The organism is Bacteroidota bacterium, from assembly GCA_013696965.1.
Taxonomy (GTDB): domain Bacteria; phylum Bacteroidota; class Bacteroidia; order JACCXN01; family JACCXN01; genus JACCXN01.
The window spans coordinates 1-20,362 of the sequence record JACCXN010000058.1; the positions used below are offsets into that span (position 1 = coordinate 1).

General features: G+C 34.8%; 14 protein-coding genes and 1 pseudogene. 9 read left to right on the forward strand and 6 right to left on the reverse strand.

Annotation, left to right across the window (positions count from 1 at the left end; translation table 11 throughout):
- The 3 genes and pseudogenes from H0V01_09780 to H0V01_09790 all read left to right on the forward strand — a co-directional run.
- Positions 1 to 278: ORF6N domain-containing protein (locus tag H0V01_09780; protein ID MBA2583661.1), on the forward strand; the 278-nt coding region annotated here is incomplete at its 5' end.
- Between the two features lie 167 nt (positions 279 to 445).
- Positions 446 to 862: pseudogene (locus H0V01_09785) on the forward strand (transposase).
- Between the two features lie 68 nt (positions 863 to 930).
- Entirely contained in the window at positions 931 to 1,149 is a 219-nt protein-coding gene (locus H0V01_09790; GenBank protein ID MBA2583662.1) for an integrase, read from the forward strand.
- Positions 1,150 to 1,306: 157 nt separating this feature from the next.
- Here H0V01_09790 and H0V01_09795 read toward each other — a convergent pair whose 3' ends face one another.
- On the reverse strand, positions 1,307 to 2,200 hold the full coding sequence (locus H0V01_09795) for an IS1595 family transposase (GenBank protein MBA2583663.1): 894 nt from the start codon (positions 2,198 to 2,200) through the stop codon (positions 1,307 to 1,309).
- 30 nt (positions 2,201 to 2,230) lie between these two features.
- On the opposite strand from H0V01_09795, the gene H0V01_09800 reads away from it, so the two are divergent.
- The 5 genes from H0V01_09800 to H0V01_09820 all read left to right on the forward strand — a co-directional run bounded on the left by H0V01_09800 (position 2,231) and on the right by H0V01_09820 (position 8,662).
- Positions 2,231 to 2,740 (forward strand): ORF6N domain-containing protein, encoded by a 510-nt coding sequence (locus H0V01_09800; protein ID MBA2583664.1) that lies wholly within the window; start codon positions 2,231 to 2,233, stop codon positions 2,738 to 2,740.
- Positions 2,741 to 3,022: 282 nt separating this feature from the next.
- Complete coding sequence (locus H0V01_09805) at positions 3,023 to 3,976, forward strand: hypothetical protein (protein MBA2583665.1); 954 nt, start codon at positions 3,023 to 3,025, stop codon at positions 3,974 to 3,976.
- Between the two features lie 145 nt (positions 3,977 to 4,121).
- Positions 4,122 to 5,195 (forward strand): signal peptidase I, encoded by a 1,074-nt coding sequence (gene lepB, locus H0V01_09810; protein ID MBA2583666.1) that lies wholly within the window; start codon positions 4,122 to 4,124, stop codon positions 5,193 to 5,195.
- 38 nt (positions 5,196 to 5,233) lie between these two features.
- A complete protein-coding gene (locus tag H0V01_09815) occupies positions 5,234 to 5,815 on the forward strand; it encodes a WbqC family protein (protein ID MBA2583667.1) in 582 nt (193 codons plus the stop codon).
- 384 nt (positions 5,816 to 6,199) lie between these two features.
- Positions 6,200 to 8,662 carry a SpoIIE family protein phosphatase gene (locus tag H0V01_09820; GenBank protein MBA2583668.1) on the forward strand — a complete coding sequence of 821 codons (2,463 nt, stop codon included), beginning with the start codon at positions 6,200 to 6,202 and terminating at the stop codon, positions 8,660 to 8,662.
- A 151-nt stretch (positions 8,663 to 8,813) separates the two neighbouring features.
- Here the strand turns inward: H0V01_09820 and H0V01_09825 are convergent, their stop codons facing one another.
- From H0V01_09825 to H0V01_09840, 4 genes are all read right to left on the reverse strand, one after another.
- Positions 8,814 to 10,001: a hypothetical protein gene (locus H0V01_09825; protein ID MBA2583669.1), complete on the reverse strand. Its 1,188-nt coding sequence runs from the start codon at positions 9,999 to 10,001 to the stop codon at positions 8,814 to 8,816.
- A 114-nt stretch (positions 10,002 to 10,115) separates the two neighbouring features.
- The gene (locus H0V01_09830) at positions 10,116 to 11,483 is read right to left on the reverse strand and encodes a GIY-YIG nuclease family protein (protein MBA2583670.1); all 1,368 of its coding nucleotides are present in this window, start codon (positions 11,481 to 11,483) and stop codon (positions 10,116 to 10,118) included.
- 2 nt (positions 11,484 to 11,485) lie between these two features.
- Positions 11,486 to 12,238, reverse strand: coding sequence for a LexA family transcriptional regulator (locus H0V01_09835; protein MBA2583671.1), 753 nt, complete (start codon positions 12,236 to 12,238; stop codon positions 11,486 to 11,488).
- A 310-nt stretch (positions 12,239 to 12,548) separates the two neighbouring features.
- Positions 12,549 to 18,131, reverse strand: coding sequence for a gliding motility-associated C-terminal domain-containing protein (locus H0V01_09840; GenBank protein ID MBA2583672.1), 5,583 nt, complete (start codon positions 18,129 to 18,131; stop codon positions 12,549 to 12,551).
- A gap of 299 nt (positions 18,132 to 18,430) precedes the next feature.
- Between H0V01_09840 and H0V01_09845 the strand changes: the two genes are divergently transcribed.
- Positions 18,431 to 19,147: a DNA alkylation repair protein gene (locus H0V01_09845; protein MBA2583673.1), complete on the forward strand. Its 717-nt coding sequence runs from the start codon at positions 18,431 to 18,433 to the stop codon at positions 19,145 to 19,147.
- A 36-nt stretch (positions 19,148 to 19,183) separates the two neighbouring features.
- On the opposite strand, the gene H0V01_09850 is transcribed toward H0V01_09845, so the two are convergent.
- Positions 19,184 to 20,188 carry a DUF1028 domain-containing protein gene (locus H0V01_09850; GenBank protein MBA2583674.1) on the reverse strand — a complete coding sequence of 335 codons (1,005 nt, stop codon included), beginning with the start codon at positions 20,186 to 20,188 and terminating at the stop codon, positions 19,184 to 19,186.
- Positions 20,189 to 20,362: the final 174 nt, after the last annotated feature.

Consider the following 20,362-nt stretch of genomic DNA (forward strand, 5'->3'; position numbering starts at 1 on the left):
CGAATGCTTTTACAGAACAGGGAGTAGCAATGCTTTCAGGAGTATTAAGCAGCGACAGGGCAATATCTGTAAATATCCAAATCATGCGAATATTTACACGCATCAGGCAAATGTTAACAGACAATACAGAATTACGTTTAGCAATAGAAAAATTGGAAAAGAAAACAGACAATCAGGGCAAAAATATAGAACTGGTTTTTCAATACCTGGACGAGTTGCTGGAAAAGAAAGAAAACCCAAAACCAAGGCAACAGATCGGATATAAGAAAAATAAATAGAATAACCCCACCGCGCGCCCCACAGCTTGCAAATCTCCAGTGCATTTTCTCTGAGAAAAATGTAAAACAGCTTCCCCCGTTGGGCGTAGCGTCCCGCTACGTCATATTTAGCCGGCATCTTGCCGGAATATACCAAATTGAATAATTGTATCTTTGAAGTTAAAAAAATGCCTATAGGTTATCAAATAAAAGAGCAAGACAAACTTCAATTTGTAACACTACAAGTAGTAGAGTGGGGTGATATATTTACCCGGCAAAAATATCGGGATATAATAACCCTTAACCTAGCATACTGTCAGAAAAACAAAGGTCTTGAAATATATGCATGGGTAATTATGAGTAATCATATTCATCTATTGGTGCGAAGTCAAAAAGAAGAATGGAGTGATGTTTTAAGAGATTTCAAAAGCTATACAAGTAAAAAAATATAGAAGAAATTGATTCCAATAGTGAAAGCAGAAAAGGCTACTGGCATTGTTGAAAAGCCTGAAGAATATCGGTATTCAAGCGCAAAAGATTATGCAGATGAAAAAGGGTTGTTGGAAATTGAAATAGTAATTAGAAAATGGAAAACTTGCAAATAGGCCGGAGGCCTTGTTAATATGAGCGTAGCGGGACGCTACGCTCAACGGGGTGCCATCCTTCCAATACCATGCAATCCTTGTCCAGTGAATTAAAAGGTATCAATCCTGTAATCCATAATGCAGGGCACATCAGGGCAAGCGTGATACTGAACTGGATAAAAATGTACGATAAAAGACAGGTTCAATATATGGCAGGCCACAAATGGATAAGCAGTACAGAAAATTATGAAGTACAGGAACTAACCGGATTAACGGACTTACTTACAAAACACCATCCCTTTAGTTGAATACAGACTTAAAATTTGGAGGTCGCAATTTGTGACCTCCAAATTGAGATAATATTATAAATTTGCAACGATCAAACACCAAAAGCATGGCAAAGAAAGAAACAGAAATAACAGTTCCTGACGAAATAGTAATGAATAAAATTTTAGAGGTCTGCACTTAACCGCATATTAATTGTTTGTGTAAAATATTATCAGAATGAACCATTCTTTTAATAAGGCTATCAAATATGATTTCTTTACTTTGAGATCTATTAATCCTGAAGGAAAACTCATTAAAACATCTGTTAATATTTCTTTCGCTTACCCAAGAGTAAGTAGTTCTAATCCAGGATTTAACTTGATGTATCATGGTATGCAAGGCTTTGAAATTCGCTCCTTTTTCACTTGGGATTTGTGTTATAGGGTAATCTTTTCCAATAGGCCTATATTCTTTCCATTCGTCAGTGGTGATTTTTGCTTGTTTACTAATGTGTTTTTCAAATATTCCTTGTAATGATTTGGCCGAAAAATCTTCAATTTTTAATGCGTAAAATCGTTTTACTTTTCCTTCTTTTGTTAATTCTACAGCACAAATAGACTTTTTCTTTTTACTATCATAACTTCTGCCTTGTTTTCCATTTTCTTGACCTCCAACAACAAATTCATCAACGTGAACATCACCATTCATTGGGTAGTTTTTACTTGATTTCATTGCTTCCCGCACTTTATGCATAAATAATCTAGCGGTATTTTCTCTCACTCCATAGCGAACACTCATTTGTGAAGCAGATAAACTTTTAGTAGTAGTTGCCATTTCAAAGCAAATAAAAAAAGCTTTTCGCAATCCAAATTTCACTTTATGAAATAGAGTGTCAGCACTTGGGGATTCTGTATCACTACATATGTTACAGGTACGTGAAAAGTCTTTGCGTTCCTGGCTTTTAGTATGATTACATTTTCGGCATACAAACCCTTTATCCCACTTAACTTTGGATAAGTATTTTTTGCAATCTTCATCAGTTTTGAAGTATTCAGCGAACTCTATGAGGTTTTGTCCTTTAAAAATATCCATTTGTTCTTTGTTTTTCAATGCGTTAAAGATATGCAATTAAATGATGACCTCTATAAAATTTATTACATCAGGGGACAAAAAGTAATGCTAGATAGTGATTTAGCTGAACTGTACCAAGTGGAGACCAAACAATTGAAAAGGCAGGTAAAAAGAAATATAGACCGCTTTCCAAAAGATTTTATGTTTGAATTAACTCAAGATGAGCTTAATAACTTGAGGAGCCAAAATGGCACCACAAGTTGGGGCGGTTCAAGATATTTACCAATGGTATTTACAGAGCATGGAGTTTTAATGTTATCAAGTGTTTTGAGCAGCCCAAAAGCAATACAGGTTAATATACAGATTATGCGAATATTTACACGCATCAGGCAAATGTTAACAGACAATACAGAATTACGTTTAGCAATAGAAAAATTGGAAAAGAAAACAGACAATCAGGGCAAAAATATAGAACTGGTTTTTCAATACCTTGATGAATTACTGGAAAAGAAAGAAAATCCAAAACCAAGGCAACAGATCGGATATAAGAAAAATAAATAGAACAACCCCACCAATAGGCCCCACCCCTTTCAAATCTCCGGGCCCACACATAATTTTCAAGCTGTTCCACACCCTGCCCTTCTGTTGTTTTTTCTGTCACACTTTTTGTACCTCTTACACTTGCAGCACATTTTTTTCAATCTATATAGGGGATATTGAAAAACGGAATGTACTTGATGATCAATAAAAATAAACAGGGAGAACTACTAAAAACTTAAAATTGGCAGTAATTAATTTTTAATGAATAAATTACCCTACTTTTAGATCACTAAATAATTGAAAATGAAAAGAATTTTAATTCTCCTTCTAATAGTCACAAGTGTTATTTCCTGTAAAAAGGAAGAGGAATTAAAGAAAGAGGATGAATTAATACCAGAGGTAAAAGAGCCACATCTTATTTATGAAAGCACCTTTGGCATAAGTGGAACAGGGCTTGGAGAATTTAGATTGCAGCAGGGAAATGTTTATCCGGGAACTTTTGCATTAAATAGCACTAACATGTTTATTAAAGATATACATAATCACCGTATTCAAAGGGTGAACCTGGATCTCACCCCTGTTGATTGGTTTGGTTACAATAACAATTGGGGATTTCACACCCAGGCGGTGGAAGGTGCAGATTCTATAACTCCCCGCAATATCTTTTTAAAAAATAATTATCTATATGCAACCCAGTCAATGATTAATAGAATCCTGCTTAAAGTTAATCTTCAAACAGGACAGATAGAAAAACGATATAAGTTTAATTTATTTGTTAATAGTTTTGCGGTTGATGGCGATCATAACATTTATACCTATGAAACGGACAACCATATCTTATCAAAATATAATGACAATGGAGATTCTTTAATATCCTGGGGAGGATATGGCTCTGCCATCGGAAAGTTCAATACAGTTGATCCTCAAATAATTATAGATAACAGTAATAATATTTATGTATGTGATGCAGGAAATAAAAGAATTCAAAAATTTACTGCTTCAGGCCAATACTTGAGCAGCTGGACTGTGAATGTAAATTCAACAATTTATGGGTCTTTTGATATTTATGAGGAAAATATTTTTATTGTGGAAGGGAATTTTCTTTCTAAATATGATCTTAATGGGATCCTTTTGAAAAAGTATGAAATTCCCTTCTCTTATTTTATTCAAAACCGATTTAAGGTTTATAATACAAATAAAGTAATTGTAGAATATAGCTACAGTAATGAGTTTAAAGTTTTTAAAATGCAAGACTAAACGGGGGCTTCAGGCATATTGAAATCCTTTTTTTATTACAAAACAATTTGTTATTGATTAACGTTTAATGGGTAAGGAAAAACAGGAGTATCTTTAAAAAAGGTAACCTGTTTTTCTGTTTTTACCCTCTTTAACTGAAGTGAAATTGAAAAGAAAAGCGGCACGAAAAAAATCACTGTTCCGGGAATGGATTGAAGCCCTGTCTATAGCGCTGCTGGTGGTAATTCTGGTAAGAGGGCTTGTAGCAGAGGTTTATGTAATTCCTACCCCTTCCATGGAAAAAACACTTTTACCCGGTGATTTTATATTGGTAAATAAAATTTCCTATGGTTCCCGTTTAGCACAAACCCCCTTGTCTCTTCCTTTTTTTCACCAGTACATCCCTTTTTTTGAAGGATTTAAATCCTACTTAGAATGGATAAGTCTGCCTTATTTTAGATTGCCTGGAACAAGTTCTATAAAACACAATGATGTAGTTGTTTTTAATTATCCTCTAGATGACAATTTTCCTGTTGATCATAAAACGCATTATGTAAAGCGTTGTGTTGCCCTGCCAGGGGATACTTTAGTTATAAAAAACACACAGGTAATTGTTAATCATTTACCCTTGCCTGTTTTTCCTGAATTGCAATACGACCGTATAATAAAAACATCTTCTGGCGACCAGGGGTTTATTCATGAATTTGAACCCTCAGAAGGCGGAAGGGCACATGGAAAAAATGTATTGAACATACCTTTAACCGACCATTTGGCAAATGAAATTAGTAAAGACAAAAGAGTAGTGAACATAAAAAAAAGGATAGAAAAAGAAGGTTTTTTTTATGACCATATATTTCCTTATGACTCTAATTTTCCCTGGAATACGGATAATTTTGGTCCTTTAATAATTCCTAAAGCGGGTACAACTGTAAATATTAACACAAAAAACATTGGAATTTACCAAAGAATTATAGAAAATTACGAATTGAATGAACTCGAAATAGTGGATCAGGCAATTAAAATAAATGGAGAGCTTGTGGATTCTTATACATTTAAAATGGATTATTATTTTATGCTTGGCGATAACCGGCATTATTCTTCTGATTCCAGATTTTGGGGCTTTGTTCCCGAGAACCATATTGTTGGAAAAGCAAGCAGCATTATTTTTTCTATAAAACCCAAACAGCCTATTTCAAATAAAATAAGAATGGATAGGTTTTTTAAATCTCTTGCATTGTGAATTTAACCCATACCAGTTGTTTTTTATCTACTGCTTACATGGCACCTGTTTCCTATTATTGCTGCCTGGCAAAATTCAAAGAAATATGCATTGAAAACCATGAAACTTATTCAAGGCAATCCTACAGAAACAGGTGTAGCATTTATGCAGCCAATGGAATATTAAATCTTTCTATTCCGGTTAATGCAACCAATAACACAGTGATTAAAGAAGTAACAATAGAGCATTCGGAAAATTGGCAAAGACAACATTGGCGTTCAATTTCATCGGCTTACAAGTCATCTCCCTATTTTATTTATTATGATTATGAGTTGCAACCCTTTTACGAGAAGCCTTTTAAGTATTTAATTGATTTTAATGAAGAAATTCAAAACAAATTTTTAACGCTTTTAAATTTATCCGTTCATCCATTTTCATCCTTGACTTATGATAAGTTTGTGGAAAATTCCGTGGATTTGCGTGAGCTTATTCATCCAAAAAAAAGCAACCTTTTTTCCTTGCCCCAGTACAACCAGGTATTTATTGAAAAACATGGATTTATTCCCAATCTCAGTATTTTGGATTTGTTATTTAATCAGGGTCCTGAATCCAAAGAATATTTATTGTCTTCTTTTATTTAAGTTCTGGTTTTTCTTTGCGCCCTTTGCGTGAGAATCCTTTGCGTGAAAAATGCAATGGGAAATTTCACGCAAAGAACGCAAAGGTTTTTTCGCAAAGAACGCAAAGGTTTTTTCGCAAAGAATGCAATGGTTTTCACGCAAAGGTTTTTTCGCAAAGAGGATAGATTTACTTTAACTTAAAGCCTTGTATTAACCTCATTTTGAATTGCTATAATTCTTGCATTTGAATAACAATAAGCCTTTTTAAGGACAACTATAAATTTGTGAAAATAAAATGTGCTTTAAATTCCATGTAAATGCTATTTTTACGGAATATATTTATCCTTAATTTGAATTATATAAAACACTATTCAATAGGATTGAATGATTTTTACTAAAAAATCAATGAAAATTTTTATTCGCTTTTATTTTCTTACCCTTTTATTGTTCCTCTTGGGAACTGTTTATCAATTTAGTTATGGGAACCAGGAAAGAATGGTGGCCTCAAAATTGTCAAGAGTTGATAGTTTAATAATTAAGAAATTAATTGATGATAATATCAAACAAATCAAAAAAGATTCTCTTCAGGCAATTTTAAAAACCACCCTAAGCGATAGTATAAAAGTTCTGGCTTTGCATGAGTTATACCTCGCCAGTGATTCAATTGACTATGCCAAACAAGCCTTGAAATTTTCAAATAAAAAAAACTACAAAAATGGAATATGCTTGTCATTGCTGGATTTGGGCCGGTATTATTATTTTGAAGGCCAACAGGATATTTCTCTTAGCTATTTGGTTAAATTAGTTAAAATTGCTGAAGAAACAAACAATAAGAAAATACTTGTAGGTGCGTATAAATATATAGGTTTTATATACCGGCCACATAATTCATTTATAGCCCTTGACTATTATCTTAAAAGCTTGGCATTGGCTGAGGAAATTAAGGATGAAATTGCACAATCCTATGCCTTAAGTGCTATTGGTAATGTTCACGAAGGAGTTTTTGATGGTACTTCTGAAAAAAACAAAACAGCATTGGAGTATTACCTCAAAAGCCTGGAAATACGTGAAAGAAAAGGATCTTATGATGAAATTGCTTCATCATTGACTGAAACATCGCGTGTTTATGACCTCTTAGGACTACATGATAAGGTAGTGGATATAAGATTAAGGGGCTTGGAATTTGCCAAAAAATCAGGAAGTACAGAGAATATTGTTTTCTTATACAATCTTTTGGGCCACGACTATAACTATCGGAAAAATGATTTTAACAAAGCTCTCGAATACCAACTAATGGCTTATGAAATAGCCAGGAGCCAGAAAAACAACCTGGATATAATGTTTGATATCACAAAAGAAATTGCTTACTCCTATTATTCTTTAGGCAATTTTAAAAAATCAGCAGATTTTTTTCAGCAGGGCATCGATATAAATAAATCAATACGGGAAAAAGAAATAAGTTACAATCATAACCTTTCGGGAATAAAATATGAACTGGAAAAAGATATTGAAAAACAGAAATTACTTTTAAAGGATTCAGAAATACTAAAAGAAAAGACCGAGGCTGAAAAACAAACGATGTTACGCAATGCCTTTTTTATTGGTTTTGCCCTTGTTTTTATTCTTGCACTAATTATTTTTAAAGGAAACAGACAAAAATTAAGATCTAACAGAGAACTGGATATTAGAAATAAAAAAATTGAGATTGCCTATCAAACCCTTGCTTTAAGCGAAAACAAGTTAAAACAGATTACCTCAACTATCAATGATGTTTTCTATTTATACAACATTGTTGAGAAAAAATATGAATATATTAGCCCAAACAGTGCTTCATTACTAGGAGCGGAGCCTCAATTTTTTTATGATGGAAACAGCATGAAACATTTTGTTGTGCAAGCTGATTTACCAAAACTTATTCAAGCAAACGAGAAAGTAGATTCAGGCATTGCCTATGATATTGAATACCGGGTAGTGATTGACAATAAATTAATATGGATTGACGAGAAATCCTATCCAATATTTGATGAACAAAACAATTTGATATGGAATTCAGGTGTTTGCCGTGATATTACCAAAAGAAAAAATGCGGAAGAAATCCTACATAAAAAAAACAAAGATATTACCGATAGCATTAATTATGCAAGCAAAATACAACAAGCTATTTTACCCGAGAGCATAGAATTTAAAAAGCATTTTCCAGATTCATTTGTGCTATTTAAGCCCAAGGATATAGTTAGCGGTGATTTTTACTGGATAACAGAAAAAAACGATTTTGTGTTTTTTACAGCTGCCGACTGTACAGGTCATGGTGTTCCGGGAGGTTTTATGAGTATGCTAGGAATGGCTCTTTTGAATGAAATAGTTAACCTGAAAGACATCTCAGAACCCTCAATTATTCTGGATAAAATAAAAATCAGGATCATTTATGCCTTAAAGCAAAAAAGCGGCTTGAGTGAAACAAAGGATGGAATGGATATGGCCCTGTGTAGAATAGATAAACGCAAAAATGAATTGGTTATAGCATCTGCAAACAATCCTGTATGGGTGATAAGGGAAAATGAATTCATAGAAATAAAAGGTGACAAGCAGCCCGTAGGTATTTCTGGAGGCCTTGATTTTAAATTCAACCAACAGACTGTGCAATTAAAAAAAGGAGACTGTATTTATGTGTTGACTGATGGATATGCAGATCAGTTTGGCGGTGCAAAAGGAAAGAAATTCAAATACAAGCCCCTAAAGGAATTATTGATTTCCATGCATAGTAACACCATGGAACAACAAAGAGAAATACTTTCTAAAACTATGCTTGAATGGAAAAAAGATATTGAACAGGTAGACGATATACTCCTTATGGGAATTAAAATATAATGTTCTTGTGGTGTGAATATTAGATTTAAAATATTCTTACTTACTCAAAAGTTCTTAGCAGTTTAATGCAAAAACAATCAAACATTCCCGCTGATAATCTATTACAAACTCAAGAAATGGAAATGGTTAAAACTCTTTAATTATAGGGGTTCTACAAATTTTCGGCAAGGTATTTATTCTTCAGCGCTTTATATTCCTCGGGAAAATATGTTTTTAAAATAGAAACATAGTAATTATAAGGTTTGTGTTGGTAATTCCATGATTCTTTCACATAAAGCTCATCATTTAAAAAATGACCATCTGCTCCTCTTTTATACACTGAGACCAAAGAATCATTTTTAACAACAGAAGGGTCTTTGAGTACTTTTGGAAAATCAACAGGATTAATTTCTATTAGGTTATTTAACTTCAGATAATTAATATCTGCAACATAATCAGGCAGTATTACTGGGCCAACATCTTTGGAAATTTGTTCAGAAACAGAAGTGCCGAATTTTTTTACCGTTCTTTTAAGGCTTTCTTCAAAGAAAAGAACACTTCCTTCTGAAATTGATTTTTTTAAACTGAATGCTTCCTTATCAAACAAAAACGCTTTTAAATTATCCTTAAAAAAACTGGCCGTGTCGTTATAGCTTAAAGGAAATGAGGGAATTGGATCACTCTTAATGGCTACATTAAAACTTGTATTGGCATCACAAAATTTAGAATTGTACTCTCTTGAAAACCATTTATTCCCAATCATTGGGGCCGCAAAAGAATAATTCTTGAATTTATTTCCTTTTGACATTTGATCTGCAGGAAGATTTTCCAGGTATGCTCTTAACAAACTAGCAAGTGCTCCGCCCTGGCTGTGGCCTGTTATAATGAAGTTATTAATCCCCTCAATGTTCATTATCCTTATCTGATATAGAATATCTTTAGCCAAAAAAGCTATTCCAAGGGCATACCCTGCATGAACAGCTGCATTTGTATCCTGAGCAAAACAATAGTCAAAATTTTCTCCCGATACCTTTATTACCCCTTTCGCTGGTATCATTGCAGAATTGATGTTTTCCAGCCAGCTGATTTTTTTTGCTGTTGAACCGCGAAGATTAATAATCCCAACATTTCCCTTTTGATAAACCTGGTATTTGTTATCCATGCCAAACATTCCGGAAGTATAAGTCTTTTTATATCCGGCAGGAAGAATTTCTAAATCTGAATGGTAAAGTTCTAAAAAGGTAAAGCTGTTGCAAATGGCAACCATGTCCCTAGCCTCTTCCTTGTTGAACCCAATTTCAAACTGAGCAAAAGAATTGAAACTAAAAATTGTAATAAAAACAATTAGGATTACCTTCATTTGAATGAATAATAATAACTTTTGAAATAGACTGAAAGCCTTAAAAGTATTGATTTTTTTTAAGAAAAATGCAGCATGCCTTACTTATTCTTTAACAATGAATGGATCTTCACATTAAAAAAGCACTGTTTTTCTGTTCTTTTTTTTTAACCATGATCTAATTAAATCATCTGAATCCGGGTAATAGGTAGCTTTTTTCACCATTTCTTTGAATTCCTGCACCGAGGTAAATTGCATGCTAGGATCCATATATCCATAACCAGCGAATTTTCCTTTTTCAACAAGAATTACAGACTGCTCCTCTCCTTGCCTACCATGGTCAAATATGAGAAAGTTGGGAGATTCAAAAATGAAATTGCTTAAGATTTTTTTTGTCCTAAGGTTGTATTTCGCCTTATCTTCCTTACCTGCACATATGCCATTGCATTTTTTTATTTGATGATTAAAGCAAATGCTCCCTTCGTTTGTGAGGGCACAATATTGAAGGCACAGGGAATTTTCTTCTATCCAGTTCTCCAATCTTTCACGTGCAGCAATATAACTGGTAAATGAAATTAATGCGTTTTCAGCCAATTCACTTTCCACAATCCTGAAATTGATTATGCCTTTATTGTCCTTAAACCATTCTATAGCATGCGTGAAAACATCTGCCTTTCTCAACCGGTTGTATTTAGGCTTGTGTAGCTTTATTTGTTCAGATTCCAACAACAGTGCAATTAATTCACTGCCTGTTTCAACAAAATCAACATTGTACAAATCGTTCAACATTTTTTTTCCCTTGCTTTCATCGCTGTTGAAATGGCTCAAGGCCCTACTGTACATATTAACGCTCTTGCCAATATAAATTATGGACCCATCTTTTGCTAAAAAAAAATATACTCCGCAGGATTCGGGCAATTTATCAAGAATGTATTTTTTAATGTTGTCAATACGCCTGGCCATTAGTTCAACTACGCCTTTGTTTTTATACTGGGCATGCATATTTTTGGCCTGCATTAGTCTGTCAAAAAGGATAGCTGTAGCCAATGCATCTCCATGCGCCCTATGCCTGGCTAAATTTTGAATGCCAAGGGAATCACATAAATTTCCAAGACTATAAGAAGCATGTCCAGGCAATAATTTCCTACTCAACCGAACAGTGCATAAGGTTTCCCTCCTGAATTTAAAGCCAAGGGAATTAAATTCATCTTTTAAAAAATTGTAATCAAAACCAACATTATGGGCCACAAATATTTTTCCTTCGGTAAGTTCAAGAATTTTTTTTGCTACCTCACAAAACCTGGGTGCATCTTCAACCATTTTATTTGTAATACCAGTAATATTGGTGAACATGGGAGAAATAAAACATTCAGGATTTAGGAGGGTGGTATAGGTTTCAACCACGCTTAAACCATCGTGAATGAGAATACAAATTTCAGTTATTCTTCCTTTGCGGAATTCAAATTTTCCACCACATGTTTCTATATCGATGATTGCAAACATTTTTATTTTCCCATTTCAACCCGGTAAGACTGCAAAAAGCGGATCATATTATCAATGTTTAAATCCTGTGCATTGAACTCACCTATATTTAAGCTGCATACAAAACTCCACACCTCTAATATTTCCTCGTTATTAATGACATAGGGCTTATAAACAGGGTTGTCTGAATGAAATTCAAAGCAAGGATTTTCCTTATTCCCGTATAATCTTTTGTAAACCACACCTTCGTTTTTTGTAAGTACAATGTAGCTTTGGCCATCTTTAATTTCTTTCAAAGATTCCAGGTATTTTCCTACGGCAATTGAACCATCCTTTAAAGGTGGCATTGAATCGCCTTTTATTCCAAATGCTCGGTGTTTACCTATTATCTTAAATGGCAAATTCATTACAGGAAGCTCTTCTATAAACTGGGGATCGGAATAACCATTTAAATATCCGGCTGATGCCTTTACAGCAACTACTTCTATTAAATCATCTCCGTTTTTATCAACCATTATAGGAAAAAGAGTTCTGTTTTGGCCAATCTTGATTAATGATTCAGGATTTGTTTTGCTCAAATCGCTCTTCAAAAGGCAATCTGTAGAGATTTGAAAATAATCAGCAATCCTGATCAATAATTCATAAGGAGGCTCTGATCTGCTTTCTTCATAAGCCCCAATGCGTGACCTATTTATCTCCAGGGACTCTGCCAGCTGATCCTGAGTAAGCTTTTTTAATTCCCTTAGAACCTTAATATTTTTTGCTATTTTTGACATGTTACTACATTTTTAAGCATAATATTACTACAAATATAAGTAATTACATGTCGGAAAAACAAATTTTTTAAGATTTGTTACATTTTTATCCCGGATTAGCTAACTGAAACAGCAATGTGCCTATAGCAAACATCGGACAGGAATGCATTTAAATTGATGTGAAAAAAATAAAAAGAACTGATTTATAAAAAAAATCAGGCAAAACAAGTGCACTACTTTTATAATTCTTAATTGGAATTAAGGGAGTTTGGAATAATAAAAAACAAAAAAAGGCTGCTAAAAAGCAGCCTTTTTTTGTTTTTTCAAGCTATTACTTGTATAAATTCAATGCACCTTTTTCCTCAAATGCTTTTCCATCTGTTCCCTCTGCTTTGATAACATAAAAGTATGTACCCTGCGAGACACTTACTCCTGAGGATAGTTTACCATCCCAACCGTCATTTGGATTATCCCAGGCATAAATTTTCTTTCCCCACCTGTTGAATATTTCAGCAGAGAATGTTAGAATATTGCCACCCTCTACCTTGAATACATCATTTTTCCCATCACCATTTGGAGAAAAAACATTTGGAACAATCATAAATGATTTACCTTCTACAAACACAGTAAAAATAGCGGTATCAGAACAAGAAGTGTTATTTCCAGTTGCAATTAAGGATACAATATAAGTTCCTTGTTCAGAAAATACGGTAGCGGCATTAAATGTTTTGCTGGAATCTCCATTGCCAAATGTCCATATATATGAATTTCCTCCACTTGAAGTATTGGTAAAATTCACATTTAATGGAATCATTCCTGATAAGGGATCAGCGGTAAATGAAGCTTCTACAGTTTCTGCAAAAACAATCGTTGTGGAAGATGCACTATTGCATCCATTTAGTGAAATTGATAAATTGTAAGAACCGAAATTAGTTGCAGTGGTATTGTTTATTACTGGATTTTGCTGGTTGGAAGTATATCCATTAGGGCCAGTCCATGAATAAGCAGCCCCGATAACTTCTTGCGCTTGTAAAACAATAGCATTGCCTGTACAAAGGGGGCCATTGTTAGAAGTCGATGGAGTATTAGGAGCTTGATTTACAATTACATTAACCGAGGAAGAAGCACTCTGGCAGCCATTCACATTAATTGAAGCTTGGTAGTTTCCGGCCTGAAGTGCGCTGGAATTTGCAATTACAGGATTTTGATTAGAGGAAGAAAAACCTGCAGGTCCGGTCCATGTATAACTACCTGTTGAATTACCAGTTAAATTAATATTAGAACCTGAACATACAGTAATATCCTGGCCAAGATCAGGTGGCAATGGATCATTTATTGTAACGTTTATTTGTGTTTGCCCACTCTCACAACCATTTTCTGTTTGAGTTACATAAAATGTAGTTGTAGTAGTAATGGCGGGAGTATAAGTAGCTGTTGTACTTACAATATTTCCATTGCTGTCATACCAGGTAATACTTCCTGTGGTTCCAGTTACTGATAAAGGATTTAGGGACTGTCCTGCACAATAGGAGGGATTTGGATTTGGGCCAACGGGGGCTGGAGCAACATATATTTCCACCTGTTCGGTATGCTGGGAGGAACATGAGCCGGAGGTTGTATAGGTAACAGAATGAATTCCTACCGTGCTTGCTGTAAAATCAATTTCACCAGTTGTTGCATTTATTGACAGCCCTCCTAATGGGTTACTAAAATTTCCAGTGGTACCAGGATCATTTAACACAGGAGTTTCAGAGCCCGATTTACAATAAACAGATTGTGCATATGTAAATGTTGCGTCATCTGAACTTACAACAGTAACCTGTACACTGGCCATAGAAGAACATCCCAGATCATCTGAAACTTCTACTGTTAAATTATATACTCCAAGGTTTGATGAATTAAATACAGGATTATTTATTGATGTAGAAGAAATATCTGCAACATCTCCAGTCCAATTATAGCTGTTAAAAGTACCACTACCACCATTTGCTGTTGCAGTTAAAGTGAGATTCGTATTCATACATATTTGGGCAGAACTAGGTATTATTGAAACCGATGGCAATGGTTCAAATGAAATGTTAATATCCGCTACATTTGTACAAGCGTTTAGCGTAGCTGTAACAGTATATAATCCCTCATTTAAAGTAGTTGTATTATTAATGGTATTACTTTGGTTGTTAGAGGCAAATGATGCAGGACCGGTCCATACAAAAGTTGCTCCACTAGAGGAAGAAGCAGAGATAATAAATTCAGATCCTATGCAAACGGGGGCATTTGTTGAAATAACGGGCAAATCTGGATTTATATTTACTACAACATTTTCAATTCCCTGTGTACTGGTACAACCATTGATGTCGGTAATTGTTAAAAAATAATCACCAGCTTCATTTAAAGAAGCAGGCTGAACAACGGGATTCTGCTCTGTTGAAGAAAAACCATTAGGACCTGTCCAGTTATAGGTAACATCTGAAACCAAATCAGTAGATAAATTAATGCTTTCCCCAATACAAACAGGAGAGTTGCTTGAAGCTATTGGTGTTCCGGGTAATGGATTAACATCAACATTCAGCGAATCAGAATTTGAACAACCATTTTCTGTAACAACAAGTACATACATTCCATTGTTTGCCAATGTTGCAGATGAAATTACTGGATTTTGATCCGTAGAATTAAAAGATACCGGCCCTGTCCAATTGTAAGTAAGGCCAGATGCTGAAGTAGTTAAATTAATGGAGTTACCAACACACACATTAAGGTCGGAACCTATCAAAACCGCAGGAGCAGGATTAATAATTACTGTTTGATTATGCACAGAAGAAGGACATCCTATAACGGTTATAGTGTTGGTAACCGTATATGTTCCAGGTGTACTAGCTAATAAATCTATTTCTCCGGTAGCAATATCAGTAAACACCATTTGTTGGCCTGGAATTAGGGAAGATCCAGAAAATATACCTGCAGAACCTGTAGTAAAAGTTGGCAAAGGATTTACACCTCCAGCACAAAATGGACCAGAGTAGCTAAATTCAGCACTTGGAGCATTTGTAATGGTTATGGATTCGGTGCTCGAAGATGGACAAGGGCCTGAAACTGTATAAGTAATATCATAAGTATTATCATTGCTGGTTGAAATATTAACTTCTCCGGTAGAAGAATTAATGCTTAACCCGGCAGGAGAAGCAGAAAAAACACCTCCAGGAGTTCCTGATATAACTGGAGTTGGAGTTGCACTGGTTCCAGAACAATATACCTGCTGGGAATAATTAAAAGTAGCATCTGTTCCAGGATTTACCTGTACATTTTCTACATCCTGCAAACTTGTGCATCCATTATTTGTAATTGTAAGAAAGTAATCTCCCGCATTATTTAATGAAGCAGGTTGAACAATTGGATTCTGATCTGAAGAAGCAAATCCATTTGGCCCAGTCCAGTTATAAGTAGCTCCGTTTACTGTAGCAGTACTAAAATTAATGCTTCCACCCACACATACAGGAGAATTACTTGTTGCATTGGGTAATCCAGGTAAGGGAGTTACTGTTACAGAAAGTGAATCTGAACTGGAACAACCATTTTGAGTAACTACAAGTACATAAGTTCCATTGTTTGCCAAGCTTGCATTTGCAACGGATGGATTTTGAACAGATGAATTATAAGAAGCAGGTCCAGTCCAACTGTATGTTGGCCCTGCAGTAGTAGTTAAATTAAAAGTACCGCCTTCGCAAACAGTTTGATCTGCTCCTATAAGTACAGAAGGTGAAGGATTGATTGTAATTGTTTGATTATACACAGAAGAAGCACATCCTGGTACAGTTATAGTATTTGTAACAGTAAAAGTCCCCGGGGTACTTGCTGTTAAATTTATTTCTCCCGTGTTGGTATTTACAAATGATATTTGTTCACCAGGATTGATGGAAGTTCCAGAAAATATACCTGCAGAACCTGAAGTAAAAGTTGGAAAAGGATTTATACCATTGGCACAAAAAGGAGTAGCATAACTAAATTCAGCACTTGGAGCATTTGTAATAGTTATTGATTGTGTACTTGAGGATGGACATGCCCCACCCAGGCTATAAGTAATAGTATAGGTATTGTTTGCACTTGCTGCAATATTAACTGCTCCGGTAGTTGCATTAATGCTTAAACCAGCAGGAGAAGAAGAGAAAGTTCCTCCGCTTGTAGTGGTTGTTGCTGTTGCGGTTCCTGCACCTGAACAATAAACTTGTTGTGGATAAGAAAAAGTAGAATTTGCGCTTGGATTGACGGTAATTGATCTATTTTGAGTTGCTGTATTACCACAAGCATCTGTTACAATTACAGAATAAGTTGTATTTGCTGTTGGCGAAACTGTAATTGTAGAAGTGGTTGCTCCCCCCGGAGTCCAGGAATAGGTATAAGGACCTACACCAAACTCTCCAAAACTAGCAAGTGTTGTAGATTGTCCTGCACAAATAGTTGTGCCTGCACTACTGGTTATACTTGAGTTATGCTCAATTGTTTTGCCCTGAATTGTCATTGTCCATGGGCTTGCAGAACCTATACAATTATTATTACAACCAGTGGAGCCATAACATTTTCTATAAAACTGCAAGGTGAACGGAACATTCTGTGCCACACAGGAAGGGGGAGGTAAACAAGAGCCAAGGTCATTAAAAACAGAAATATTAAGTCCATTGCAACTTCCCCCAGAGTTTTGATTACAATACCAAAAAAAACCTGCTTGTCCCGGACTCACACAGCTACCGGTGGTCAGTTTTATTGCCCCGTCACTCCTCCAACAGATTCCAGATGCCGAGTAGTTAAAAGTCCATAATACATCAGTAAAGGTTGCCTGGGGAGGTGTTGCTACAGTTAAATTATAATTACATGAATTTGTAAAATTACAAGAAGCATTATACATGGATCCTGTAATTGAGGCTTGTGCTAAACTATTAGAGCTTGTTACCAATGGATCCACAATTAACTCTCCTTTTGAAATATTTTGCGCTATCCAGCTTACCGGAATAATAATTCCCAACCTGTTTACATCAATAATATACTCTGCCGTGGTTGCCTCCTTTTCAAAATTCCTTGGATAAATTACAGCCTCATTTATTTTCAATAAGGGTTCATTTCCCTTTTCAAAGGCTACCGACCCTACCCCCTTGTTTAATGTTGCGTTGTCCTCAAATCTTAAAGAAGCAATTCCTTCTGAAGAAAATTCATCTACAAATACTATTCTTTCAAACTGATTGTAATTATTGAATTTAATAATCAGATTCGTTTTAACAGATCCTCTGGATGCTATCATTTCTGCATCTATTCCCGGAAACAGGTCAATTACTTTTATTCCATTGTCTCCGGCTGTATAATTGGTCCAGTTTGCTGTTGCAATTTCCGTTTCTATATTTGCCGAAATCCCATAAAGCTTCCAGTTGTTAAATTCTACATTTCCTTGCGGAGTTTTTATAAGTGATGCTTTCTTTATAAAATCAAATCCGACAGGATCAATCTGCCCCGTTGACATAAGTAACTCATGGGAAACAGGCTTTAATCGGGTATCTAGCGTAACTAAAAAATCATTCCTTAACATGTGCATGGCACCTAAGGATTTTTGAATGTAAAATTTAGTATAATCCTCTGCATCCACAAAATATCTTTCATCAATTTTTCTTTTACTCAATACTTCTACACAATTATTACAGGGAGCATTATAGGGCAATTTTCCGAATTCAGGATGTCTTTGAATGCTAAAATCGGGATTGTTTTTTTTCCAATGTTCCTGGTTTTTAATGCTTTTATCCTCATTACTGAAATTTGTCAAATTTGACTCTTGGCTTTCCATTGCACTGTTCATCCTATTATCCTGAGCAAAAACAAAGGATAATAATAGTGAGGAGATGAAGATGGAAACAAATAAAAAAGTAGCTTTTTTCATAGTATCGAATTATTAAATCGTTGAATACATTGCACTTGGAACTGGAAAAACAAAGGACACAATAACAAATTTAATAAATTTATATATTCATTTACAGTATTTACTGCCTTTTTTATGAATTATAATTCTGGAGGAGTTACTGGTGTTTATGTCTAATTTTGCTTTTATATTATGATTTTGAGAATACTCTTGTAACCAAATGAAAAACAAAGCATAAGATTGTAGCAAAAACAGGGCATTGTAGCCAATGAATTTCTAATTATTCCAAATAAATTTAACCTTTGCAAAAACAATGAACCATGGATTCACTATACAAGCAAGTTACTATAGCCTTAAACAAAGGTTCAAACCCTGAAAAACCTGTTTTTTTACAAAAATTCTTCAAAACCGAGCCAGGGCAATATGGTGAAGGTGACCTTTTTATCGGATTAAGTGTTCCTCAGCAGAGAACCATTTCAAAGATCTTTTATGCTCAAGCATCTCTTGATGACATAAAAAAAATGCTGCATGATCCCATTCATGAATTCAGGCTTACTGCCCTTTTTATGCTTGTTTTGAAATTTGAAAAAACCAAGGATGAAAAATTAAGAAAAGACATTTTTGATTTTTACCTCAATAACACAGCTTATATAAACAACTGGGACCTTGTTGATTCCTCAGCTGAAAAAATACCCGGTGCTTATCTTTTTGATAAAAACAGGACTTTGCTTTTACGTTTAGCAGAAAGCGAAAGCCTTTGGGAGCAAAGAATTTCAATTATTGCAACTTTTTATTTCATTAAAAAACATCAATTTGAGGATACTCTTGCCATTGCAGAAAAACTTCTTTACTACAAACACGACCTCATCCATAAGGCAGTAGGCTGGATGTTAAGAGAGGTTGGCAATAGGGACTTTCAAAAAGAGTATGATTTTCTGTCACTGCATTACCAAACAATGCCCCGAACTATGCTAAGGTATGCCATTGAAAAATTTGAGCCTGAACTTAGAAAAAAATTCCTTGAAGGGTCAGTTTGAATTTTCATGCAATTACTTTAATTTGAGGTAAATAAATTACAATTTTAAAAATGTTTTTCCTTGCAAATTCGAAACCTGAATAATGTATAATCCCTCAAATAAACTTCCAACATCAACAGTACTGTTTTCTCCGGCAATTATACCTGTTAAAACTTGTTTGCCTAAAATATCAGAGATAATATAAGTGGACCCAATCAAAAAACCATCTGATCGAAGGATGATTTCTTTTGTTGATGGATTAGGATACACGTTAAAATGATTCATTAAAGTTGTTTTGTTTATTCCTATTGATAAACAATTGTGCTGCAAATCAAAAATTGTTTGCAGGGAATCTATGGGTTCAATCTGGGCATTGCTTAGTGTTCTAACTGAAACATTAAACCAGGGATTTCCATAAGCATCAGTGGGTTTTGCAACCTTCACATAAGCAAACAGCGAGGATGTGCCATTTGGTGCGCAACGTGTATCTGCCCCGGTCACATTTGCACCTTGCAAGGCAGCCATCAAGCGGCAAGCCAAATCACCCTGAGCATTTCTAAATTTTATTTCCATGGAATCAATTATATCTTGCCCAAGCAATATATTTCCTTGTATGGAGTAATGAAATCCATCAATACTGCCTGTTTTATGATTTTTATAGTCCATGCAATTGATTCCGGTGTAAGCCTCGGCACTTACATTATTGCCTGTAAATCCTACAATGCCGTACTGCCTGACAGCAGGATTGTTTTGGGCATCATTAGAACTAAGCCATAAAATGTTTTGTGCAGGACTGTCCCCTGCCCTCATGCGCACCCTGGCATTGGTCTGGTTGGTTGCAAGATATGAAGCCTGCGTGTTTATTGCTCCTGTGTCAGGAAGCAAATCTCCAAGAAAGGATGGATCTGTAATGTTAAATTGAAATAAATTAACGCAGGATGCCCCCGCACTTCCAACTTCCCTGGTAGAAGAATCGGCAGCAACAATAGAAAAAGTGTCCTGGGCATATATATCTGTTTCAAACAGGATAATTGCAAGGAGAAAGAATAAGGTTGTTTTCATTTTTTAAATTTAAAGTAAAATTATAAAAATTAACAGGTGAATTCTTTATGTTATCGTCAATTTTTTATACGTAAAATACAAAAAGAGAGATAAATTCTAAGTATAAAAAAAACAAGACAACAAGTACAGTAGAAAATATACCTACTAAAGCTTAGTAAAGCATAAAAAAATAAT

Bases quoted from the DNA above. Each gene is read 5' to 3' on its own strand.
- H0V01_09830 (MBA2583670.1), bottom strand. From the start codon at position 11,483: ATGTTTGCAATCATCGATATAGAAACATGTGGTGGAAAATTTGAATTC.
- H0V01_09845 (MBA2583673.1), top strand. From the start codon at position 18,431: ATGGATTCACTATACAAGCAAGTTACTATAGCCTTAAACAAAGGTTCA.
- H0V01_09850 (MBA2583674.1), bottom strand. From the start codon at position 20,188: ATGAAAACAACCTTATTCTTTCTCCTTGCAATTATCCTGTTTGAAACA.
- H0V01_09840 (MBA2583672.1), bottom strand. From the start codon at position 18,131: ATGAAAAAAGCTACTTTTTTATTTGTTTCCATCTTCATCTCCTCACTA.
- H0V01_09800 (MBA2583664.1), top strand. From the start codon at position 2,231: ATGCAATTAAATGATGACCTCTATAAAATTTATTACATCAGGGGACAA.
- H0V01_09795 (MBA2583663.1), bottom strand. From the start codon at position 2,200: ATGGATATTTTTAAAGGACAAAACCTCATAGAGTTCGCTGAATACTTC.
- H0V01_09820 (MBA2583668.1), top strand. From the start codon at position 6,200: ATGAAAATTTTTATTCGCTTTTATTTTCTTACCCTTTTATTGTTCCTC.
- H0V01_09815 (MBA2583667.1), top strand. From the start codon at position 5,234: ATGGCACCTGTTTCCTATTATTGCTGCCTGGCAAAATTCAAAGAAATA.
- H0V01_09835 (MBA2583671.1), bottom strand. From the start codon at position 12,238: ATGTCAAAAATAGCAAAAAATATTAAGGTTCTAAGGGAATTAAAAAAG.
- H0V01_09805 (MBA2583665.1), top strand. From the start codon at position 3,023: ATGAAAAGAATTTTAATTCTCCTTCTAATAGTCACAAGTGTTATTTCC.
- H0V01_09790 (MBA2583662.1), top strand. From the start codon at position 931: ATGCAATCCTTGTCCAGTGAATTAAAAGGTATCAATCCTGTAATCCAT.
- H0V01_09825 (MBA2583669.1), bottom strand. From the start codon at position 10,001: ATGAAGGTAATCCTAATTGTTTTTATTACAATTTTTAGTTTCAATTCT.